The following is a 22,824-nucleotide window of genomic DNA, read 5'->3' as shown; positions in this document are numbered from 1 at the left end:
GTGCCGGATGAGTGAATGAAGTTACGCAAGAAGAAATCCGGCAACCGGCTCATGTCGCGCCCGGAGGAGGGCAAGAATCCCTCCCGTGGCGTCTTTACCCGTCGCGCCCTGCTGCTCATGGCAGCCCAGGGCGCGGTGCTCGGGGCATTGGGTGAACGTCTGTACGGGCTTCAGGTTCTCAACGGCAGTCATTATGCGAAGCTTGCGGAAAACAACCGCCTGAGCAAACGCTTCTTCGCCCCGCCGCGCGGGCGCATTACCGACCGGTTCGGCATCTCGGTCGCGGCCAACCGCATCAACTGGCGCGCCCTGCTGCTGGCCGAGGAAACCAGCGACATCAACGGCACGCTCGAGCGTTTTGCCCAGCTCGTGCCGCTCGAGCCGCGCGACAGCGTGCGCATCGAGCATGAACTGCGCCACAAGCGGCGGTTCATCCCCATCATGCTGCGTGATTTCCTGTCATGGGATGACATGGCGCGGCTGGAACTCAACATGCCCTCGCTGCCGGGCGTGCTGATCGATGTGGGCACAACGCGCGTCTATCCCTTCGGCCCGCTCATGGCGCATGTGGTGGGCTATGTGGCACCCCCGGCGGAAAAGGACGTGGTGCACAATGCCGAACTCGCCCTGCCGGGCATGCGCGTGGGGCGCTCGGGCATCGAGCAGACACAGGATTTGAGCCTGCGCGGGCAGGTGGGCTCGGTGGAGATGGAGGTCAACGCGGTGGGCCGCGTCATGGCCGAGCTGGACCGCGACCCCGGCCTTGCGGGCGACGAGATCGCGCTCACCATCGACAGTGGCCTCCAGCAGCAGGTGCTTGGCCGCATTGGCGACCAGTCGGCCAGCGCGGTGGTGATGGACTGCCGCAATGGCGAGGTGCTGGCCATGGTCAGCAACCCCTCTTTCGACCCCTCGCTGTTCGATAGCGGCGTGAGCCAGACGCAGTGGATCGAGTGGACCAACAACAGCCAGACCCCGCTCATCAACAAGGCGGTGTCGGGGCTGTACCCGCCCGGTTCCACCTTCAAGCCCGCCGTGGCCATGGCAGCACTCCGCGCAGGCACGCTTTCCCCCTCCGACCGGATTACCTGCCCTGGCTATATCGATGTGGGCGGCACGCGCTTCCATTGCTGGTCGCGCTACGGCCATGGCACGATCAACCTGCGCCAAGGGCTGAAATATTCGTGCGACGTATTCTTCTATGAAGTCGCGCGCCGCACCGGCATGGACCCGATTGCCGCCACATCCGAACTGTTTGGCCTTGGCGCCAAACTCCCCGAGATCGAACTGCCGCATGTGCGCCAGGGGCTGATCCCCACGCCCACGTGGCGGCGCGCGCATGGGCATCACTGGAATGGTGGCGACACCATTGTCAGCGGCATCGGGCAGGGTTTCGTGCAGGTGACGCCGCTGCAGCTTGCCACCTATGTCTCGCGCATCGCCACGGGGCGCAACGTGCAGCCGCACCTGATCCGCTCGGTGGCGGGGCGCATGGCGGACCTGACCGATCTTGGCCGCGCACCGGGCATGGATATGCCCGAGCACTTCTTTGAAGACATACGGGCCGGCATGTTCGCCGTGGTGAATGAGGAGGGCGGCACCGCCCCCAAGGCGCGGCTGGACATTCCGGGCGTGCAGATGGCGGGCAAGACCGGCTCGGCGCAGGTGCGGCGTGTTTCGCGCGCCATGCGCGAGAGCGGGCACTTCAACTCCGCCAACCTGCCGTGGGAATACCGCCCCCACGCGCTGTTCATCTGTTTCGCGCCCTATGACGCGCCGCGTTACGCCACGGCCGTGGTGATCGAGCACGGCAATGCGGGTGCCGATGTCGCGGCCCCCCTTGCGCGTGATATCATGACCGATACCCTGCGCCGCGACCCGGTCAACCACCGCGAACCGCCGGGCCAGGAAGTGGCGCAGGCCGAGGTGGACTGATACGGGCCAGATGCCCCCGCCATGCCCGCGCCTGTTGTGGAGAATGGAATGAAATTCCAGAAGCGCCTGCTGCGCGCCGAACCCAATTTCCAGATCCTGACCAAGCTGTGGCAGGTCAACTGGCTGTATGTGCTGCTGATCTGCGCGCTGGCAGTGATTGGCTACGGGGCGTTGTATTCGGCCGGCGGGGGCACGTCGCGGCCGTTTGCCGGGCCGCAATCCATCCGCTTCTGCTTTGGCCTGGTCATGATGCTGGGCATAGCGCTGATGAGCCCGGCCATTCTGGTGCGCATGGCGTGGCCGCTTTACATCTTCTCGCTCATCCTGCTCGTTGCGGTGCTGCGCATGGGGCATGTGGGCAAGGGGGCGGAGCGGTGGCTGATGCTGGGCGGCATGCAGGTCCAGCCCTCGGAACTGGCCAAGATCGCGCTGGTGCTCATGCTGGCCTCGTGGTTTCACAAGATCAGTTACCGCAGCATGGGCAACCCGCTCATGCTGGTGCCGCCCGCGCTCATGGTGCTGCTGCCGGTCGCCCTTGTGCTCAAGGAGCCGAACCTGGGCACCGCCGTCATTATCGGCACTGTGGGGGCGAGCATGTTCTTTGGCGCGGGCATGCGGCTGTGGCAGATCGCGCTGCTGGTGCTGCCCATGCCCTTCCTGGCCAAGATCGCCTACAGCCACCTGCATGACTACCAGAAGGCGCGGGTGACCACCTTCCTGCACCCTGAAAGTGATCCGCTGGGTGCGGGCTACAACATCATCCAGTCCAAGATCGCGCTGGGGTCGGGCGGCATGTGGGGGCAGGGCTACCTGCGGGGCACGCAGGGGCAGCTCAACTTCCTGCCCGAAAAGCAGACCGACTTCATCTTCACCATGATCGCGGAGGAATGGGGGTATGTGGGCGGCATTACCGTCATCGGCATGCTGCTGCTGCTGGTCTTTGGCGGCATGCTGATCGCCATGCGCAGCCGCAACCAGTTCGGGCGGCTGCTCGGGCTTGGCATTTCCATGAACTTCTTCCTTTACTGCGCGGTCAACCTGTCCATGGTGATGGGGGCGATCCCGGTGGGTGGCGTGCCGCTGCCGCTCATCTCCTATGGTGGGTCAGCCATGCTCATGGTCATGTTCGGCTTCGGGCTGCTCATGTCGGCATGGGTGCATCGCAACTCCACCTTTGGCGAGACCACGCCGGGGGAAAAGGACTGATGGCGGGCATCGTGCCGCCCACGCCCGCCATTCATCGCTCCTACCGGCTCAGCACCTATCATGTGGCTGGCCTGCCGGTCATTCGCATTGGCCACAGGCCGCGCTGGCTAGGGCGTGCGCCCGCGGGCGATATCGTGCTGCTCAGCGCGTGCAACCCCGGTGGCCGGTTGCGGCCCGATGGCTGGAACCGGCGCATGATGGCGCATCTGGCCTGCGCCCTGTCCGGGCTGCCCCATGCCTTGGGGAAGGGGCGGCTGGGCAGGTGGTCCGAGCCACTTTATGGCGTGCGGGTGCCACTGGCGCGTGGGTTGGGGCTGGCGCGGCGGTTCCGGCAGAATGCCGTGGTGGTGGTGCACGGCAACCGGCCCACGCGGCTGGTGTACCTGGCCTGAACCCGGAAGCAGACAGAAGTTTTTGGTGAAGCTTTTTTCAAAAAGCTAAAAAAAATGCCGCCTTTCTGAAAAAAGGCGGCACCCAAAAACGTCTGTTTTTTTAAGTCTTCCTAGCCTTCGATCTGGCTGAAATCGGCAATCAGCACCGTCATGCGGCATAGCTCCGACAGCAGGCGCAGGCGGTTGGCGCGGATGGCGGGGTCGTTGTCATTGACCGTCACCTTGTCAAAGAACTGGTCCAGCGCCGGGCGCAGGGCCGCGACATCACGCATGGCATCGGCGTAGCGTTCCTGAGCGGTCGCCTGCTCGACGGCAGGGATGGTGCTGCCAAGCTGGTCGGCCAGCGCCTTTTCCTCTGGCTGGGCATACAGTGCGGGGTTGGGCGTGCCTTCATGCGGGCCGTCCTTGCGGTCCTCGATGCGCAGGATGTTGGCGGCACGCTTGGTGGCGGCGAGCATGTTGCGCCCGTCATCAGTCTCCAGCATGTCGGCAATGGCCCGGGCGCGGGCCAGCAGGCGCACGATGTCGGTATCGGTATTGCCCACCGATACGGCGGCCAGAATGTCATGCCGCGCGCCTTCGCCACGCAGCTGCACGCGTAGGCGGTCGGCCACGAATTCGGGCAGCACGTCCAGATCGGGCGCAAGGCGCAGGGCCTCGGGCAGGCCCTGTGCTGCCTCCCAGAACACTTTTGCCAGATCCAGCCGCAGCCCGTTTTCACGGATGATGCGGATCACGCCAAGGGCCGCCCGGCGCAGGGCATACGGGTCGCCCGAGCCGCCCGGTTTTTCACCCACCGCGAAGAAGGCCACCAGCATGTCGATCTTGTCGGCCAGCGCCACCGCCACCGAGACCGGGGCGGCGGGCACTGCGTCCAGCGGCCCGCGTGGCATGTAATGCGCGCCAATGGCATCGGCCACCGCAGCGGGTTCGCCATCGTGGCGGGCGTAATAGGCCCCCATGATGCCCTGAAGCTCGGGGAACTCGCCGACCATGCCGGTGGTGAGGTCCGCCTTGCACAAAAGGGCCGCGCGTTCGGCCTGTGCCTGATCGGCCCCGGTCATGCCCGCAAGGATGCCCGCCAGCCGCACGATGCGCTGCACGCGCTCGCCCTGGCTGCCAAGGCTTGCATGGAACACGATGCGGTCGAGTGCGGGCACGCGGCTTGCCAGCGTGGTGGCGCGGTCGAGATCCCAGAAATGGCGGGCATCGGCAAAGCGGGCGCGCAGCACGCGCTCGTTGCCTGCAATGGTCAGCGCCCCGCCATCGCCGGGCAGCAGGTTGGCCACGAAGGCGAAGCGCGGCGCAGCCGACCCATCGGAATTGCGCAGCGCGAAGTAGCGCTGGTTCACCCGCATGGAAACCTGCATCACCTCGGGCGGCAGGGTCATGAATTCATCATCGATCTGGCCAAGGAAGGGCACCGGCCATTCGGTCAGCCCCGCCACTTCATCGATCAGGCCGGGATCGGCCACCACGTTCAGTCCTTCCTCGCCTGCAAGGCGGGCAACCCCTTCGGCAATGGTGGTGCGGCGGCGGGCGGCATCAGGCTCGACCTGACGGGCGCGCAGGCCGTCGAGCCAGTCCTTGGTGCTGCTGACGGCAAACGCACCGGGGGCGGTAAAGCGGTGGCCCTCGGTCAGGTTGCCAGATTTCAGGCCGTGGCCGTTATCCTCGCCTTCCGCCAGGGTAAAATCGACCACCCTGCCATCAAGCAGGCACACGATGCGGCGCAGCGGGCGCACCCATGTAAAGGCGCTGCCCACGCCCCAGCGCATGGATTTGGGCCACGGGAAGCGGCGCAGCAGGCCGGGCAGCACATCGGCAATGCGGGTTGCGGCATCAACGGGCGCAATCTCGCGGTGCAGCACCCAGAAGCCGTTCTCGGCCACCAGCGCATCCTGTGTCACGCCATGCTTGCGCGTAAAGCCTGCCAGCGCCTTTTCGGGCGCGCCTTCACGCGGGCCACGCTCATTGACCGTGCTGCCGGGCACGGTGGCGTCGACAGTGAGCGACAGCGCAATGCGGCGCGGGCTGGCATAGGCCACAGCCGCGCGTGGCTTGAGGGGGCTCAGCGCCTCGGTCATGAGGCGTTCGAGGTCGGCAGCCGCGCGTGCCTGCATGCGGGCCGGGATTTCCTCGGAAAAAAGTTCGATAAGCAGTTCGGGCATGATCTCTTATTCCTCGCCCGCCAGCCACGTTTCACAGCAGCGCCTGGCCAGGTTGCGCACGCGGCCGATATAGGCGGCGCGCTCGCTTACGCTGATCACGCCGCGCGCGTCGAGCAGGTTGAACAGATGGCTGGCCTTGAGGCACTGGTCATAGGCGGGCTGGGCCAGCCCGGCCTCGGCAAGGGCGGTGGATTCGCGCTCGGCATCAATGAAGTGCCGGTGCAGCATCTCCACATCCGCCACCTCGAAGTTGTGGCGCGAATAATCCTGCTCGGCGCGCAGGAACACATCGCCATATTTCAGGCCCTGGCCGTTGAAATCGAGGTCATAGACATTCTCGATTCCCTGCACGTACATCGCGAGCCGTTCCAGCCCGTAGGTCAGCTCGGTGGAGGGCATGACGGTGGCAATGCCGCCAACCTGCTGGAAATAGGTGAACTGCGTCACCTCCATGCCATCGCACCACACTTCCCACCCCAGGCCCCAGGCGCCGATGGTGGGGTTCTCCCAGTCATCTTCCACAAAGCGGATGTCGTGCTCGAGCGGGTCGATGCCGATGGCGCGGTAGCTGTCGAGCAGCAGCTTCTGGCTCTCCTCCGGCGTTGGCTTGAGCAGCACCTGGTACTGGTAATAGTGCTGGAGGCGATTCGGGTTCTCGCCATAGCGGCCATCCGACGGGCGGCGGCATGGCTGCACGTAGGCGGCCTTCCATGGCTTGGGGCCAAGGGCGCGCAGCGTGGTGTGCGGCGAGAGCGTGCCTGCGCCCACCTCCGTGTCATAGGGCTGGAGGATGGCGCAGCCCTGATCGGACCAGAACTGGTGCAGCTTCAGGATAAGCCCCTGAAAGGACAGCGGGCGCGGTGAGGTGGGTGATCGGGGCACGGGGGCCGGGTCCATGAACGAGATGCTCCGGTAAACGGGGAGAGGTTTGCACCATCTGGCGCAAAATCGCCGGACAGCATACCGTTATGCGGCCCCGACCGGAAGGTCGGGCGTGCCATACGCCAAAAGCGGCCCCGCATGGCGGCTTGGGGCCTTGCTTATTGCGCCCGCACGGACCACATCGGCAGGGATACGGTATTCCCAGCCCAAGGCAGGACAGACAGGATGAATGACCAGGAACGCGAACTGATCACACAGTTTTTTGCCCGCGTGGGGGGCAATGCCCCCGGCAGCGTGCCGCAGACGACAACCGCCCTCCCGCCGATCGACCCGCAGGCCGATCAGTATATCGGGCAGATGTTCCAGAAATATCCTGAAGCCCGTTACCGCATCACCCAGACCGCCGTGGTGCAGGAAGCGGCCCTGGCCGAGGCGCAGAACCGGATTCGCCAGTTGCAGTGGCAGCTCCAGCAGGCGCAGCAGCAGATCCAGCAGATGCAGCAGCAGGTGCCCCCGCAGCCATCATCGGGTGGCAGCGGGGGCGGGGGGTTCCTCAGCGGTATCTTTGGTGGCGGCCAGCGCGCGCAGCAGGCAGCGCCCCCGCCGGGCTGGGGTGGGGCTGCGCCTTCATCACCGCCGCCGCAGCCGGTTTACCCGCAGGGTATGCAGCCGGGTATGTTCCGCTCGGGCGGCTCGGGCTTTCTGGGCTCGGCGCTGACCACGGCGGCCGGTGTGGCCGGTGGCATGATGATGGGCAACGCGCTGACCGGCCTGTTCAGCGGGCACCATGATGATGGCGGCTTTGCCAGCGGCATGCCCCAGGGCGGCACGGGCGAGACCATCATCAACAACAACTACGGTGACAGCACGGCCGGTACCGGCGGCGCCGACCCGTTTGCTGGTGGTGGCACCACGGCGGATTCCGGTTTTGATGCCGGTGGTGGTGATGACGGCGGTGGCTTCGACGGTGGCGGCTTTGACGCGGGCGATGACAACAGCTTCTGATTAAGTGCTGTCTTGTTAAGGGAAGGGGCATCCGGTGCGGGTGCCCCTTTTTTTTATGCGGATGCCTGCAAAAGGAGGCTGCGGGCCAGGTCGGGAGACGGCCTTTGCCACTTCATGCCGTTCTTGAAGTAACAGTCCATGGGGTCCGTTTTCTCAGGCGCAGGCAGTGTCATCACGTCCTTGCTGAAATCCGGTTCTCCCCACAGGTGGCGGACTTCTGCGCGAGTCATGCCGATATTGATGCCAGACGACAGGTCGCTCCGATAGGTCTGGTAATCATACCGATCTGTTTTGCCATAACAGGAAATGACGCTGATAAAATTTGCTTCCGGTTCCTTGCGTATGGAAAATGTAATCAATTATGCCTTCTATGTCCTGAATTTCATCGCATCCATTTTCCAAAATATCTTTTATGCCGTCAGTATTTTTTCTAAAAAATTAAATGCATCTTTCATTTATATTTTTGTTAATATTAATCAATGCCTGCAATTATGTATAATATTGAATATTCATCAAAATTATAAATTATATTAAATGTAATAGTATTTCTGACGTATTTATCCTTGGGTGGCACTGTGCCAAGAACTGGCAGTGTTACTGTGCCCCGACTGGAATCAGGCTTTCCACACAATTGATGGACTTCTGCGCGGCTCATGTCAAAGTGGAGGCCGAAAGGCAGTTCACCATGATAAGATTGGTAGCCATCCCCATAATTTTTGCTATAGAAAAAGATATTATCAATGATCTTTTTTCCGGATTCCTTGCATAGGCAAAATCCATCATTGAAGAATTCATAATCGACACGATCATCGATTTCTTCAATATTATCATATCGCTTTTCAGAGATTATTTTTATTTTGTCAGGTGCAATTCCCAACAGACCAATTATATCTTTCATTCCAGATGCCTATGGAAGATTTCATGCAGTTCCCAAGAAAACAATCCTGCCCGGTTGAGGCGGGGAGGGGGAGCATTTTTGTCATGATGGTATGTGGGCAACCGGAATGATGATGGCACGATGCGGCTTTTGAGGTGCGTGCCCATATCTTTTCTGCAGGGTGGCTGAAGGTCTGATCCAGCATCCAAATGCCCTTTGTTAAAGAAGGCAGTACATGATAGCGCTTTAAAATCAAAAGAAGTTTTTGGTGAAGCTTCTTTCAGAAAGCTTTGAAGAGCGCTGCCTTTCTGAAACAGGACGCCACCCGGAAACTTTTATCATTTTTCCTCAATGAGTTGTTTTCAAACAGTCTTTTAACGCTCCGTAGCACGGAACAAGGGGGAAAAGACCGGGTATGGCGCAGCAGGAATTCATGCTCGACCCACCGCCAGCCTCCGCACCGAAGCACGAAGTGCTCGATGCCGGGGCCATGGTGTTGCGCGGCCATGCCGCGCCACAGGCACGCGAGATGCTGGCGGGCATAAAGCAGATTGCCCGCCTCTCGCCCTTCCGGCGCATGACAGTGGCGGGCGGCGGCACCATGTCGGTCGCCATGACCTGCTGCGGGGCGGCAGGCTGGTGCAGCGATGGGCAGGGCCACCGTTATGAGACCCGCGACCCCATGACCGGCGAGCCCTGGCCTGCGCTGCCCCTTGCGTGGCGGGACTGGGCCATTGAGGCCGCGCGGCTTGCGGGGCATGAGGGTTTTGCGCCCGATACGTGCCTGATCAACGGCTACCGCCCGGGCGCGCGCATGGGGCTGCATCAGGATGATGATGAGCGGGCGGATGCGCCGGTTGTGTCCGTCTCCTTCGGCCTGCCTGCCATCTTTCAATGGGGCGGGTTGCAGCGTGCCGACCCGGTCCGGCGTATTGCGTTGCTGCATGGTGACGTGGTGGTGTGGGGTGGCCCGTCGCGGCATGTCTTTCACGGCATCGCCCCCTTGCGGACAGGCCAGCACCCGGTTACGGGGCCGTGCCGCTACAACCTGACCTTCCGGCGGGTGTGGTAGGGCAGGGGCTGCGTCAGGCCGGGCGGAACTGCCAGCTGCCCAGAAAATGGTCGAACACCATCTGCACTTCTTCGCGCCGTGCCACGAACAGGTCGATATCCATGTTGGCGATCCTGTACAGATCATCGGGGTTGCAATGGCTGAGCAAGGCAACGGACATCAGGTAGCTGAAGATATCAAAGGCCTGCGCGCGTATTGTGGCATCCTGGCATTTATGATGGGTCAGGCAGGTGATGGCCTGCTTCAACCGCGTGAATTCGCCTTCATCCCAGACCCATTCCTCATGCAGCCTGCCAAGGAAGGAATCATCGCGGAAATGGGAACTGAAGGGTGCATTATGCGCAACAATCTCTTCCGCCCTGGTCTGATCCATAACGGGTCTGCTCCCTTGTGTAACAGTCATGACCCTATGACGTCATGGCCCGAAAGGCGAGGATAGAAGTGAATTGTTGGCGGTTATTTAAGTTACGGACAGTTCTGGTAAATATTTTCTCAAAAAACTTCCAAAAAGAATGCCGCCTTTTTTGAAAAAAGGCGGCACCTGAGAAGTTTTATTTTGATCGGCGCGGTATGAGGCGATCAGACCTTGAGGGCCGCCGCCTGCCTTGCGCGCGCGGTAATGGCCGCCACATCCGGCGCACCTGCGGGCACCAGCCACGAGCCGCCCACGCACAGCACGGAGGGCAGGCCCAGCCAGTCTGCCGCGGTCTCGGCCTTGATGCCACCGGTGGGGCAGAACCGCGCCTGCCCGAACGGAGCCGAAAGCGCCTTGAGCGCCGGGATGCCGCCCGCCGCCACGGCGGGGAAGAACTTGAAGTGCGAAAGCCCAAGGTCCAGCCCGCGCATGATGTCGCTGGCATTGGCCGTGCCGGGCAGCAGCGGCACGTCGCTCGTCCGTGCCGCCTGCGCCACATCCGTGGTCAGGCCAGGGCTGACGATGAAGCGCGCCCCCGCATCGACCGAGCGCTTGAGGTCATCACCATTGAGCACGGTGCCAGCGCCCACGACGGCGCCTTCCACCTTCGCCATCTCGGCAATCACGTCCAGCGCGCAGTCGGTGCGCAGGGTTACTTCCAGCGCGCGCAGGCCACCGGCCACAAGGGCCTCGGCCACCGGGCGGGCATGGGCGGGGTCGTGAATGACCAGCACCGGAATAACCGGGGCAAGGGTCATGATCTCTTCAATGCGGGCCATGTCGGCTCCCTTGTGCAAGGCGTTGGGGTTCACGCGCTCTGTTGTGCAGCCATGTGGTCCATGGAGGCAAGAATGGCCGAGGCCCCCTGCTCGGGCAGGTCCACATTATTGCGCATCAGCGCAAACAGCTCGCGCCCGGTGCCGAACTGCGGCGCAGGCGGCCGGGCGGGCGTGCGGTCGGCCAGCACGCTGGCTTCAACCAGTGCCTCGATGCGGCCCGTCTGGGCGCACACGCGCACCATGTCGCCATCGCGCAGCAGCGAGAGCGGGCCGCCCACATAGGCTTCCGGCCCGATATGGATGGCGGCGGGCACCTTGCCGCTGGCACCTGACATGCGGCCATCGGTTACGAGTGCCACCTTGTGCCCGCGGTCCTGCAACACCGCCAGGGTGGGGGTGAGCTTGTGCAGTTCCGGCATGCCGTTGGCGGCAGGGCCCTGAAAGCGCACCACGACCACCACGTCACGGTCGAGTTTGCCATCGCGGAAGGCGGTCAGCACGTCTTCCTGGTGGTCGAACACGGCGGCCGGGGCCTCGATGGTCCAGCGCTCGGGGGCGACGGAGCTGGTCTTGTAGATGCCGCGCCCCAGATTGCCTTCCATCACCCTTATGCCGCCATCGGCGCGGAAGGGGTTGGCGGGCGGCCGCAGGATGCTCTCGTTGGTGGAAGGGCCAGCCTCTTCCCACACCAGTTTATCCTCACGCAGTTCGGGCTTCTTGCGGTATTCATCAAAGCCGCCGCGCGCCACGGTCAGGATATCGGGGTGCAGCAGGCCCGCATCAAGCAGCGAGCCGATCAGGCTGGGCATGCCGCCCACCGCGTGGAAGGCATTCACATCCTCCGACCCGTTGGGATAGACGCGGGTGAGCTGTGGCACGATGGCCGAAAGCTGGTCGAGGTCGGTCCAGTCGATGATGATGCCCGCCGCCCGCGCCATGGCGGGGATGTGGATGGCAAGGTTGGTCGACCCGCCCGTGGCCAGCAGCCCCACGGCGGCGTTGACGATGGCGCGCTCATCAACACACAGACCCAGCGGGCGATAGTCCTCGCCGCGCGTGCCGATCTCGCTCAGGCGGTGGATGGCCGCGCGCGTCAGTTCCTGGCGCAGCCTGGTGTTGGGCGGCACGAAGGAGGAGCCGGGCAGGTGCAGGCCCATCACCTCCATCAGCATCTGGTTGGTGTTGGCCGTGCCATAGAAGGTGCAGGTGCCTGCCGCGTGATAGGATTCGGATTCCGCATCCATCAGCCGGTCCTTGCCCACCTTGCCCTCGGCATAAAGCTGGCGGATGCGCTGTTTTTCACTATTGGGCAGGCCCGATGGCATGGGGCCGGACGGGATCAGGATGGTGGGCAGGTGGCCAAAGCGCAGCGCGCCCATGAGCAGGCCGGGCACGATCTTGTCGCATATGCCCAGCATGGCAACGCCTTCATACATGCCATGGCTCAGCCCGACAGCGGTCGAGAGCGCAATGACATCACGGCTGAACAGCGAGATTTCCATGCCCGGCTGGCCCTGGGTCACGCCATCGCACATGGCGGGCGTGCCGCCTGCCACCTGCGCCGTGCCGCCTACCTCACGCGCGAACAGCTTGATCTGGTCGGGGTAGCGGCCATAGGGCTGGTGGGCGGAGAGCATGTCGTTATAGGCGGTGATGATGCCCACATTCATGCCGCCTGCCGCACGCAGGCCCGCCTTGTCGTTGCCCGAGGCCGCGATGGCATGGGCCAGGTTGCCGCAGGCCAGGCGCGGGCGGCTGATGCCGTTTTCACGCTCGCGGGCGATCAGGTCCAGATAGGCCCTGCGGGTGCGGGCCGAACGGGCGATGACCCGCTCGGTCACGGCGGTCAGGACGGGGTGCAGGCTCATGGCATCTCACAGACTTTGAAGCACCTGCGCCGGGCTGTGCCGGGGCAGGCTCGCCATCCATTGCACCGGCAACGATAGCGGGAGAGAAAGCGGCCGGAATGTGCGAATATCCTGTGACCGCATGGCGGAAGGCCATTTATTGGAAAAAATGGACCCAGATCAAGACATAAAATTATAAAAAAATTACCCATAAGATAACTTAATTATTAAAACGAATATGAAGCTGCCTGAAAACGCACTTTTCCGTAGCCCGTCTGGCCCATGAAAGCTGGCATCCGGCCATGCATTATCGCCACGGGCCGGTTGGTCCATGGTGGGCCATATCAAGATTTTACGGGAATAAGGGTACAGCGCCACGTGTTCGCGCAAGCAGGCACGAACAACCATCACCCACGCGCGCAACAGGTGGCGACAGGGGCGCAGGAGCCACAAAAAGCAGGGAAGAAAAGAAAGGGGTCCTGGTGAGCCGGGTGGGATTCGAACCCACGACCATTCGATTAAAAGTCGAATGCTCTACCGACTGAGCTACCGGCTCACATGACCTGTTTCATCAGGGGCCAGCGTGCCGGTCAGGCCGGGGCGTGGCGCCTTGGGCAGGTCTCTAAACATCCACGGCGGGAGTGTCAACCTGCGCGTGCCGTTTATGCAGGCCCGCAGGGGTGCCGGGCGGCGGCAGGGTGCGCCGCCCGGCATGGGCCGGATCAGGCCTCGGCGTCGGCCGGGCGCATCTTGATGATGCGGTCGGGGTCCTGCACCATGCCGCTCTGGCCCGCGCCGCGCTTGATCTGGTCGATGTGGTCCATGCCTTCAATCACCTGGCCCACGATGGTGTACTGGCCATCAAGGTGCGGCGAGGGCTCGAACATGATGAAGAACTGGCTGTTCGCGCTATCGGGGTTCATGGTGCGGGCCATGCCCACCGTGCCGCGCTCGAACTTGGCCTTGTTGGTGAACTCGGCCTTCAGGTCCGGCAGCTTGCTGCCCGAGGTGCCGGTGCCCGTGGGGTCGCCGCCCTGCGCCATGAAGCCATGGATCACGCGGTGGAAAGGCGTGTTGTCATAAAAGCCTTCCGCCGCCAGCGTGCGGATGCGCTCTGCGGCAAGCGGCGCAATGTCGGGACGCAGGCGGATCACCACCCGTCCTGTCTTGAGATCGACGTTGATCAGGTCGGACTTGTTTTCAGTAGCAGACATCGTGATCCGTTTCGTAAAAAGGGGTGTGGGAGGGCAGGCCCGCGTCAAGGCGCGGCCCCGGCCCGTCAGCCGCGCAGGCGGCTCAGGATGTGCCTGCGCGTAAAGGGAGGGACAAAACCGGAAATGTCCCCATCCAGCTTCGCTATTTCCTTCACCAGCCGCGAGGAGACATACTGGTGCCCCTCGCGCGCCATGAGGAACAGCGTGTCAATGTCCGGGGCCATGTGCTGGTTCATACCGAACATCTGGTTCTCGTATTCGAAATCCGCAACCGCCCGCAGCCCGCGAATGATTGCATGCGCCCCATGCGTACGCGCCGCATGCACCACCAGCCCCGTAAAACCGACAACGGTGATGGGCATGGCCCGCCCCGCATTGAGCGGCGCGATATCGGTGCGCAGGCACAGGATCCGCTCCTCAAGCGGCAGGAGCGGGTGCTTGTCGGGGTTTTCGGCCACCCCGATCACCAGTCGGTCCATCAGCCCCGCAGCCCGTTCGATAATGTCCATGTGCCCGCAGGTCACGGGATCGAACGTGCCCGGATAGAACCCGGTGCGGGCGGCGGGGGCGGCCTCAGTCATCGCCGCCAGCATCAGGGGCGTCAGGGGTGGCGGCCTCGGCGGCATCACCGTCCTCGCCCTCTTCGCCATCATCCATCACGGGGAAGACGCTGGTCACCTCTTCCGTGTCGTTCAGGCGGAACAGGGTCACGCCGCTGGCCTGGCGCGACATGATGCGCACCTGTGCGATCGGCAGGCGGATCAGGCGGCCCGCATCGGTCACCAGCATCACATCCGTGCCTTCGAGCACCGGCAGGGTGGCCACCACCGCGTTGCCACGCTTGTTGGCCGAGAAGGTCATGTTGTTGATGCCCTGCCCGCCGCGCCCGCTCACGCGGTAGTCATAGGCGGAGGAGCGGCGGCCAAAGCCCGCATTGCTCACGATCAGCAGCACTTCTTCCGCCGCTTCAAGCTCGGCGAAGCGCTCGGGGGTCAGGGGCAGGTCGCCTGCGTTTTCGTCATCATCTGGGGTGATGATGTCCTCGGCGTCTTCCTCGGTGGCGGCGGCCTCGGCACGGCGGCGGGCATTGGCCATGCGCAGGTAGGCGGCGCGTTCCTCCACCGTGGCCTCGACATGGTTGAGCACGCACAGGCTGTTCACGCTGTCGCCCTCGGCCAGCTTTATGCCGCGCACGCCCGAGCTGCCACGCCCGGCAAATACGCGCAGCGTGTCATCGGTGATCTGGAAGCGGATGCAGCGCGCATTGCGCGTGCCGAGGAACACGTCCTGCCCCTCGCGGCAGGTGGCGACGCCGATCAGGCGGTCATCTTCATCGAGCTTCATCGCGATCAGGCCCGAAGAGCGGATGTTGCGGAAATCGCTCAGCCGGTTGCGCCGCACGCTGCCCGATGCGGTGGCGAAGACGAGGTGCAGGTTCTCCCACAGCTCCTCATCCTGCGGCAGGGGGAGGACCGCGGTAATCGTGTCGCTGCCCAGGTCGGGCAGCAGGTTGACCAGCGCGCGGCCCTTGGCGGTGGGGCTGGCCTCGGGCAGGCGCCACACCTTCTCGCGGTAGGCCTTGCCGCCCGAGGAGAAGAACAGCACCCACTGGTGCGTATGCGCGTTGAACGAGCGGACGATGATGTCATCACCCCGCCGTCCCGCCGCCGTGCGGCCACGCCCGCCCCGGTTCTGTGCACGGAACACATCAAGCGGCGTGCGCTTGATGAAGCCCTCGCGCGTGATGGTGACCACCATCTGGCCGGGTTCGATCAGGCTTTCATCGGTCTGGTCGCCGGCGTAATCGGCAATGTCGGTGGCGCGCGGGGTGGCGAGTTCGGCGCGGATGGTGGCGAGTTCCGTGCACATCACCTCCATGCGGCGCGGGCGGCTGGCGATGATTTCCAGCAGCTCGTTGATCTTCACCGCCACTTCCGAGAGTTCGCTCTGGATCTTGTCGCGCTCCAGCCCGGTCAGGCGCTGCAAGCGCAGTTCAAGGATGCCGCGGGCCTGCGCTTCGGTCAGGTGGACCCTGCCGTCCACGATGACATTGCCTTCATCGTGGATGAGTTCGAGCAGCGGCGCCACGTCGGCGGCATCCCATGCGCGCGCCATCAGCGCCGCGCGGGCGGCGGCGGTGTCGGGGGCGGAGCGGATCAGCGCGATCACGGCATCGATGTTGGCCACGGCGATGACGAGGCCAACCAGCAGGTGGGCGCGGTCGCGGGCCTTGTTGAGGTCGAAGCGCGCGCGGCGCAGGATCACGTCCTCGCGGAAGCGGATGAACGCTTCCAGCACGTCCTTCAGGCCCATCAGGCGCGGCTGGCCGCCATCAAGGGCGAGCATGTTCACGCCGAATGAGGTCTGGAGCTGCGTGAAGCGGTAGAGCTGGTTGAGCACCACCTCCGGCGTCGCCTCGCGCTTGATCTCGATGACGATGCGCATGCCCGAGCGGTCGCTCTCGTCGCGGATGTCGGAAATGCCTTCCACCTGCTTGGTGCGCACGAGGTCGGCAATGCGCTCCTGCAAGGTGGCCTTGTTCACCTGATACGGGATCTCGGTGACGATGATGGCCTTGCGGTCCTTGCGGATATCCTCGATCTCGGCCTTCGCGCGGATGATGACCGAGCCGCGCCCGGTCTCGAACGCGCTGCGGATGCCAGCACGGCCCAGAATGGTGCCCCCGGTGGGGAAGTCGGGGCCGGGCACGTATTCCAGCAGGTCATCGAGCGTCATGTCAGGCCGCGCGATCAGCGCCAGCGTCGCATCGATGATCTCGGTGGGGTTGTGCGGCGGGATGTTGGTGGCCATGCCCACCGCGATGCCCGAGGCGCCATTGACCAGAAGGTTGGGGAAGGCTGCGGGCAGGATCTTGGATTCCTGCTCGCTTTCATCATAGTTGGGCTGGAAATCGACGGTGTCGCGGTCGATGTCATCGAGCAGGAAGGCGGCAGCCTTGGCCAGGCGCGCCTCGGTATAACGCATGGCAGCCGGCGAATCGCCATCCACCGAGCCGAAATTGCCCTGCCCGTCGATCAGCTTCACCCGCATCGACCACGACTGCGCCATGCGCACCATGGCGTCATAGATCGAGGAGTCGCCATGCGGGTGGTATTTACCCATCACGTCACCCACCGCGCGGGCCGACTTGCGGTAGGGCTTGTCATGCGTGAAGCCGCTCTCGCGCATGGAATACAGGATGCGGCGATGGACCGGCTTCAGCCCGTCGCGCACATCAGGCAGGGCGCGGCTGACAATGACGGACATGGCGTAGGCCAGGTAGGAGGAGCGCATTTCCTCCTCGATCGTGACCGGCAGCATGTCGGACGGGGGCAGGGGATCGTCGGGTATCTCGGTCAAGGCAGTTCCGTCATGTCAGGGTTATCCATCCCCACGGCCAGAAGGCCACGGGGGTGGAGCGGAAGGCAGGCATGGCGCGGTTGGCAGCCATCATATCCCTGCGTCTCTCATAGCATGGCTTGCCCCCCGGCGCGAAGCGCCGCGCAGGGGGCAGGGGCGGCTCAGAACGGAATTTCGTCGTCCAGGTCGCTGCCACCGGCGGGGGCGTCCCATCCGCCACCACCGCCGCCACCTGCCGGGCGCTCGTTGCGCTGGGGCTGGGGCTGGCTGCGCGCGGGCGCGCTGTAGCCGCCGCCACCACCGCCGCCATAGCCGCCGCCCATGTCATCGCCGCCACCGGCGTCACCGCCGCGGTTGCTGTCCAGCAGCACCAGCTCGCCACGGAAGCGGTCGATCACCACCTCGGTGGTGTAGCGGTCCTGGCCGCTCTGGTCGGTCCATTTGCGGGTCTGGAGCGTGCCCTCGAGGTAGACCTTGCGGCCCTTGCGCAAGAAGCGCTCGGCCACGTCGCCCAGGCGTTCGTTGAAGATCACGACCCGGTGCCATTCGGTGCGCTCGCGCCGCTCGCCCGAGGCGCGGTCATTCCATGTGTCGCTCGTGGCCAGGGTGAGCGAGACGATCTTCGCCCCGCTCTGGCTGTTCCGCACTTCGGGGTCCTTGCCCAGGTTGCCGACCAGAATGACCTTGTTGACGCTGCCCGCCATATGCTGTCCTTCGAATATGGGTCCGGCGGATCGCGGCCTGCTGGCCCCGCCGGTTGCCACGCTGGCTGCCTCATCAGGCAGCCATGGTGAATAGAGGTGCGGCGATCTTAAAGGATCATCGTATAAATTGCGAGTGGGCGCGCATGCCCGGGCACGCGCATCATGAGGAGCGCGACCCTTGTCCGAATGGACTGGCGGGACCAGATATGACAGGGCCGGATATCGCGGCCAGCATCCGCACCCTCCACGGGATCGGAACAGGGAGAGTTCATGAGCGTTTCTTCGCGTCCGGGGCAGGTTCCGGCGGGTCGGCATGTCAGCCAGCAGTCCATTCGCGTGCGGGGAGCCCGCGCGCACAACCTCAAGAATGTCGATGTCGACATTCCGCGTGATGCGCTCACGGTCATGACCGGCCTGTCCGGTTCGGGCAAGTCCTCGCTCGCGTTCGATACGGTCTATGCCGAGGGCCAGCGCCGCTATGTCGAGAGCCTCTCGGCCTATGCGCGCCAGTTCCTTGAGCTGATGGGCAAGCCCGATGTCGATTCGATCGAGGGGCTGTCGCCTGCCATCTCCATCGAGCAGAAGACCACATCAAAGAACCCCCGCTCCACCGTCGGCACCGTGACCGAGGTGCATGACTACATGCGCCTGCTGTGGGCGCGCGCAGGCGTGCCGTATTCGCCCGCCACCGGCCTGCCGATCGAGGCGCAGACCATCAGCCAGATGGTTGACCGCGTCATGGCCATGCCCGAGGGCACGCGGCTCATGCTGCTCGCCCCGGTGCTGCGCGACCGCAAGGGCGAGTGCAGGAAGGAGCTGGCCGAACTCCAGCGCAAGGGCTTCACCCGCGCCAAGGTGGATGGTACGCTCTACACCATTGACGAGGTGCCCGAACTCAACCGCCGCCTGCGCCATACGGTCGAGGCGGTGGTGGACCGCATCGTGGTCAAGGAAGGCATCGAGAGCCGCCTGGCCGACAGTTTCGAGACCGCCCTCGGCCTGTCCGACGGGCTGGTCTATGCGGAAGAGGTGGTGAAAGGTGCCAGGGAGGGCGAGGAAGCCCCGCGCACGGTCTTCTCATCGCGCTTCGCCTGCCCGGTCAGCGGCTTTACGCTTGAGGAGGTCGAGCCGCGCCTGTTCTCCTTCAACGCCCCGCAGGGGGCGTGCCCGGCCTGTGATGGCATCGGGCAGGAGACCTTTTTCGACCCGCGCCTGATCGTGCCCGACGAATCGCTTTCACTCGCCGCAGGCGCCATCGCCCCGTGGCGCAACAGCCAGAGCCCGTACTACACCCAGACGCTGGCCTCCATCGCCAAACATTACGGCGTGTCGATGGACACCCCGTGGGAAGACCTGCCCGAGGGCGTGCGCGACGTGATCCTTGAGGGCGGGAAAGACCCCATCGAGTTCACATACCGCGACGACCGCCGCGCCTACAGCCTGACCAAGCCGTTCGAGGGCGTGGTGACCAACCTGCGCCGCCGCATGGCCGAGAGCGACAGCGTATGGGTGCGCGAGGAACTCTCGCGCTACCAGTCCGAAAAACCCTGCCATGTGTGCGATGGCGCAAGGCTGCGGCCCGAGGCGCTCTCGGTAAAGGTGGCGGGGCTGAACATTGCCCAGGCATCCGACATGCCCATCAGCCGGGCGCTGGAATGGTTCGGCACGGTGGAGGCAACACTTACGCCCCAGCGCGCCGAGATTGCGCGGCGCATCTTGCGCGAGATCCTCGACCGGCTGCGCTTCCTCGATGACGTGGGGCTGGATTATCTCACGCTGTCACGCGGTTCGGCCACGCTTTCAGGCGGGGAGAGCCAGCGCATCCGCTTGGCCAGCCAGATCGGCTCGGGGCTGACCGGCGTGCTGTATGTGCTCGATGAACCTTCCATCGGCCTGCACCAGCGCGATAACGAGCGCCTGCTCGGCACGCTCGACCGACTGAAAAAGCTGGGCAATACGCTGATCGTCGTCGAGCATGACGAGGACGCCATCCGCGCCGCCGACTGGCTGATCGACATGGGGCCGGGCGCGGGTGTCAATGGCGGCAACATCGTCGCCGCCGGCACCCCGCAGGAAGTGGCCGCAAACCCGGACAGCCTGACCGGGGCGTATCTGTCAGGCCGCAAGTGCATTCCCGTGCCCGCCAAGCGTCGCAAGATCGACCCCAGGCGCGAACTCGTGCTGCGCGGGGCCACGGGCAACAACCTCAAGGACGTGACGGCAAAGTTTCCGCTGGGCACGTTTACCTGTGTTACCGGGGTTTCGGGTGGCGGCAAGTCCACGCTGGTGATCGACACGCTGTACAAGGCGCTCTCGCGCAAGCTGATGGGCTCGGGGCAGAACCCGGCGCCCTATACGGGCATCGACGGGCTGGACCAGCTCGACAAGATCATCGACATCGACCAGTCGCCCATCGGGCGCACGCCGCGCTCCAACCCCGCCACCTATACCGACCTGTTCGGCCCCATCCGCGACTGGTTTGCCGAACTGCCCGAGAGCAAGGCGCGCGGCTACAAGCCGGGCCGCTTCTCGTTCAACGTAAAGGGCGGGCGGTGCGAGGCGTGCCAGGGCGATGGCGTGCTCAAGATCGAGATGCACTTCCTGCCCGATGTGTTCGTCACCTGCGATACCTGCAAGGGCGCGCGCTACAACCGCGAGACACTGGACGTAAAGTTCCGTGGCAAGTCGATTGCCGATGTGCTGGCCATGTCGGTGGACGAGGCGCTGCCCTATTTCTCTGCCGTGCCGCGCATCCGCGACCGGCTGGCCATCCTCCAGAAGGTGGGGCTGGGCTACGTGGCGCTGGGCCAGCAGGCCACCACGCTTTCGGGTGGCGAGGCGCAGCGCGTCAAGCTGTCAAAGGAGCTGGCGCGCCGGGCTACGGGCCGCACGCTCTACATCCTTGATGAACCCACCACCGGCCTGCACACCGAGGACGTGCGCAAGCTGCTCGAGGTGCTGCACGCGCTGGTGGACCAGGGTAACACGGTGGTGGTGATCGAGCACAACCTCGAGGTGATCAAGACCGCTGACTGGGTGATCGACATGGGGCCGGAGGGCGGCGATGGCGGTGGCCGCATCGTGGCCTGCGGCACGCCCGAACAGGTGGCCGCCACGCCTGAAAGCCATACCGGGCGATTCCTGCGCCCGCTGCTCGAACACAAACCGCTCGTGCCGGTGGAAGATGAGCCTGTGGCGCCACGCAGGCCGCGCGGCAAAAAAGCCACAGTGGCCGCAGGCGCCAAAACGGCCGAAAGCCCGAAAAAGAAAGAAAAACCGGCAAAAGTGAAGCGTAAACCGGCAAAATAGACACCGCTTTGCGCGCAGGGGTGCGGGGTGGGGGCAAAAAACTTTTCGCAGGCTGCGAAAAACACTTGCACCCCAAGCCCCGCAGGCCCTATCAGCGCCTCTCTTGGCCCAAGGGGGCAATTCTGCCCAACAGGCTGTCTACTGGTTTGGGGGTACGTGATGAACGCACTTGCTCAACTGGGGATGGTCTCGGAACACCCGAGCGATAACCAGATCTCTTCAGCGCCGTTTTCGTCCGAGGACGACCGGAAGGATTATTTCGTCGAGAAAGACGGAATGAAGTTTGCGGGAACGCACCTTCTTGTCGATCTGTGGGATGCCCGGAATCTCGATAATCCGGAACAGATCGACCGTACCCTGTGCGAGGCCGCCGTCACGGCGGGGGCGACGATCCTGCACAGCCACTTCCATCACTTCACGCCCAATGGCGGCGTGTCGGGCGTGGTCGTGCTGGCGGAAAGTCATATCTCGATCCACACATGGCCCGAGCGCAATTTTGCCGCCGTGGATATTTTCATGTGTGGGGCGTGCGATCCGCACCTTGCCATTCCGGTCATGCAGCGCCTGTTCCAGGCGGGCCGGATCGAGGTGGACGAGCAGCGCCGTGGGCGCGTGCAGCTTTAAGCGGCTGTGGCCGGGGTGGCGTTTATGCGCCCTGGCGTGCTTTCACTAAATTAAAGTCGAAGTGGCGGGCCGGATGTATTTCCGGCCCGTGCTTTTTCATGTGCATCGATTAAAGACGTAAAGGGGGTTGGTCATGTCCCGTGAGTGGATCAGCGAAGGCCTGTACCAGGGCTGGCGGCAGGAACTGAGCGTGGATAAGCTGCTGGCACGCACCAAAAGCCAGTTTCAGGACATTGCGGTGTTCGAGAATGTCGATCTTGGCCGGGTGCTGATGCTCGATGGCGTGGTCCAGATCACGGAACGCGACGAATTCGTCTATCAGGAAATGCTGACCCATGTGCCGCTGCTCGAGCATGGCGATGCGAAGCGCGTGCTGATCATCGGCGCGGGCGATGGCGGCGTGCTGCGCCGCGTGCTCGAGCACCGCACGGTGGAAAAGGCCGTGATGGTCGAGATCGATGGCGAGGTCATCGAACTTTCAAAGAAATTCCTGCCCGCCATTGCAGGCGATGCCTGGAACGACCCGCGCGCCGAGGTCATCGTGGGCGACGGCATCGAATACGTGACGAACGCGCCCGACGGCTCGTTTGATGTCATCATCGTCGACAGTACCGACCCGATCGGTGTGGGCGAGGTGCTGTTTACCGATTCGTTCTACAAGCACTGCGCGCGCATCCTCACGGCCAACGGCATTATCGTGAACCAGTGCGGCGTGCCGTTCATGCAGGCGGATGAACTGCGCGACACCAGCGCGCGGCGTGCGCAGTTCTTCGATCATGTCTCGGCCTATGTCGCTGCCGTGCCGACCTATGTGGGCGGGTTCATGACGCTGGGGGTTGCCGCCAAGGGCACGGTGCCAGGCCGCCACGGGGCCGACGTGATCCGCGCGCGTGCCGAGAAGGCGGGCATTGCGAACACGCGCTACTGGACGCCGGAGATGCATGTCGCCTCCTTCGTCCTGCCGCCCTACATCGCGCAGAACCTGCCGCGCTGAGCGGAAGGCACAAACCAAAAAAAGGCCGGAGGGGAACA

At 64.0% G+C, this 22,824-nt stretch carries 19 protein-coding genes and 1 tRNA gene; 8 read left to right on the top strand and 12 right to left on the bottom strand.

The features are described 5' to 3' along the window. Positions 1 to 15: 15 nt before the first annotated feature. From mrdA to DV027_RS01605, 3 genes are read left to right on the top strand one after another with little or no spacing between them, the layout of a single operon-like run. Entirely contained in the window at positions 16 to 1,935 is a 1,920-nt protein-coding gene (mrdA, locus tag DV027_RS01615; protein ID WP_130730206.1) for a penicillin-binding protein 2, read from the top strand. 48 nt (positions 1,936 to 1,983) lie between these two features. Further along, complete coding sequence (gene rodA / locus DV027_RS01610; protein ID WP_130730205.1) at positions 1,984 to 3,141, top strand: rod shape-determining protein RodA; 1,158 nt, start codon at positions 1,984 to 1,986, stop codon at positions 3,139 to 3,141. Then, the gene (locus tag DV027_RS01605) at positions 3,141 to 3,533 is read left to right on the top strand and encodes a DUF3293 domain-containing protein (protein WP_130730204.1); all 393 of its coding nucleotides are present in this window, start codon (positions 3,141 to 3,143) and stop codon (positions 3,531 to 3,533) included. The genes rodA and DV027_RS01605 overlap by 1 nt, the downstream gene beginning before the upstream one ends. A gap of 110 nt (positions 3,534 to 3,643) precedes the next feature. On the opposite strand, the gene glyS is transcribed toward DV027_RS01605, so the two are convergent. Both glyS and DV027_RS01595 read right to left on the bottom strand, forming a co-directional pair. Next, entirely contained in the window at positions 3,644 to 5,704 is a 2,061-nt protein-coding gene (glyS, locus tag DV027_RS01600) for a glycine--tRNA ligase subunit beta (RefSeq protein ID WP_130730203.1), read from the bottom strand. Positions 5,705 to 5,710: 6 nt separating this feature from the next. Next, positions 5,711 to 6,601 carry a glycine--tRNA ligase subunit alpha gene (locus DV027_RS01595; RefSeq protein WP_130730202.1) on the bottom strand — a complete coding sequence of 297 codons (891 nt, stop codon included), beginning with the start codon at positions 6,599 to 6,601 and terminating at the stop codon, positions 5,711 to 5,713. Positions 6,602 to 6,811: 210 nt separating this feature from the next. Here DV027_RS01595 and DV027_RS01590 point away from each other — a divergent pair, with 210 nt between their 5' ends. After that, on the top strand, positions 6,812 to 7,591 hold the full coding sequence (locus DV027_RS01590; protein ID WP_130730201.1) for a DUF2076 domain-containing protein: 780 nt from the start codon (positions 6,812 to 6,814) through the stop codon (positions 7,589 to 7,591). A 53-nt stretch (positions 7,592 to 7,644) separates the two neighbouring features. Here the strand turns inward: DV027_RS01590 and DV027_RS01585 are convergent, their stop codons facing one another. Together DV027_RS01585 and DV027_RS01580 are read right to left on the bottom strand one after the other, a co-directional pair. Next, on the bottom strand, positions 7,645 to 7,950 hold the full coding sequence (locus DV027_RS01585) for a hypothetical protein (RefSeq protein ID WP_130730200.1): 306 nt from the start codon (positions 7,948 to 7,950) through the stop codon (positions 7,645 to 7,647). Between the two features lie 113 nt (positions 7,951 to 8,063). Further along, entirely contained in the window at positions 8,064 to 8,489 is a 426-nt protein-coding gene (locus DV027_RS01580; RefSeq protein ID WP_130730199.1) for a hypothetical protein, read from the bottom strand. A gap of 394 nt (positions 8,490 to 8,883) precedes the next feature. Here DV027_RS01580 and alkB point away from each other — a divergent pair, with 394 nt between their 5' ends. Further along, positions 8,884 to 9,540 carry a DNA oxidative demethylase AlkB gene (alkB, locus tag DV027_RS01575; RefSeq protein WP_130730198.1) on the top strand — a complete coding sequence of 219 codons (657 nt, stop codon included), beginning with the start codon at positions 8,884 to 8,886 and terminating at the stop codon, positions 9,538 to 9,540. Positions 9,541 to 9,553: 13 nt separating this feature from the next. On the opposite strand, the gene DV027_RS01570 is transcribed toward alkB, so the two are convergent. The 8 genes from DV027_RS01570 to ssb form a co-directional block, all read right to left on the bottom strand. Then, the gene (locus DV027_RS01570) at positions 9,554 to 9,913 is read right to left on the bottom strand and encodes an Imm41 family immunity protein (protein WP_165399086.1); all 360 of its coding nucleotides are present in this window, start codon (positions 9,911 to 9,913) and stop codon (positions 9,554 to 9,556) included. 206 nt (positions 9,914 to 10,119) lie between these two features. After that, positions 10,120 to 10,734 (bottom strand): bifunctional 4-hydroxy-2-oxoglutarate aldolase/2-dehydro-3-deoxy-phosphogluconate aldolase, encoded by a 615-nt coding sequence (gene eda, locus DV027_RS01565; protein ID WP_130730196.1) that lies wholly within the window; start codon positions 10,732 to 10,734, stop codon positions 10,120 to 10,122. Between the two features lie 29 nt (positions 10,735 to 10,763). After that, positions 10,764 to 12,602 carry a phosphogluconate dehydratase gene (gene edd, locus DV027_RS01560; protein WP_130730195.1) on the bottom strand — a complete coding sequence of 613 codons (1,839 nt, stop codon included), beginning with the start codon at positions 12,600 to 12,602 and terminating at the stop codon, positions 10,764 to 10,766. Between the two features lie 459 nt (positions 12,603 to 13,061). Next, positions 13,062 to 13,137, bottom strand: a tRNA-Lys gene (locus DV027_RS01555). Positions 13,138 to 13,303: 166 nt separating this feature from the next. Beyond that, positions 13,304 to 13,795: a peptidylprolyl isomerase gene (locus DV027_RS01550; RefSeq protein WP_061274494.1), complete on the bottom strand. Its 492-nt coding sequence runs from the start codon at positions 13,793 to 13,795 to the stop codon at positions 13,304 to 13,306. 65 nt (positions 13,796 to 13,860) lie between these two features. Beyond that, entirely contained in the window at positions 13,861 to 14,376 is a 516-nt protein-coding gene (gene coaD, locus DV027_RS01545; RefSeq protein ID WP_130730194.1) for a pantetheine-phosphate adenylyltransferase, read from the bottom strand. After that, positions 14,369 to 17,155: a DNA gyrase subunit A gene (gene gyrA, locus DV027_RS01540; RefSeq protein WP_130730193.1), complete on the bottom strand. Its 2,787-nt coding sequence runs from the start codon at positions 17,153 to 17,155 to the stop codon at positions 14,369 to 14,371. The genes coaD and gyrA overlap by 8 nt, the downstream gene beginning before the upstream one ends. Positions 17,156 to 17,316: 161 nt before the next feature. Next, entirely contained in the window at positions 17,317 to 17,859 is a 543-nt protein-coding gene (gene ssb, locus DV027_RS01535; RefSeq protein WP_130730192.1) for a single-stranded DNA-binding protein, read from the bottom strand. Positions 17,860 to 18,129: 270 nt separating this feature from the next. Between ssb and uvrA the strand changes: the two genes are divergently transcribed. From uvrA to speE, 3 genes are all read left to right on the top strand, one after another. Beyond that, on the top strand, positions 18,130 to 21,168 hold the full coding sequence (gene uvrA / locus DV027_RS01530) for an excinuclease ABC subunit UvrA (RefSeq protein ID WP_130730191.1): 3,039 nt from the start codon (positions 18,130 to 18,132) through the stop codon (positions 21,166 to 21,168). 159 nt (positions 21,169 to 21,327) lie between these two features. Next, complete coding sequence (speD, locus tag DV027_RS01525) at positions 21,328 to 21,792, top strand: adenosylmethionine decarboxylase (RefSeq protein ID WP_130730190.1); 465 nt, start codon at positions 21,328 to 21,330, stop codon at positions 21,790 to 21,792. A 133-nt stretch (positions 21,793 to 21,925) separates the two neighbouring features. Further along, positions 21,926 to 22,786: a polyamine aminopropyltransferase gene (gene speE / locus DV027_RS01520; RefSeq protein WP_130730189.1), complete on the top strand. Its 861-nt coding sequence runs from the start codon at positions 21,926 to 21,928 to the stop codon at positions 22,784 to 22,786. The last annotated feature ends 38 nt before the right edge of the window (positions 22,787 to 22,824 follow it).

The organism is Komagataeibacter xylinus, from assembly GCF_004302915.1.
GTDB lineage: Bacteria > Pseudomonadota > Alphaproteobacteria > Acetobacterales > Acetobacteraceae > Komagataeibacter > Komagataeibacter xylinus_C.
The sequence above is the reverse complement of the archived record's forward strand: the minus strand, read 5'-3'. Positions and strand labels throughout refer to the sequence as shown.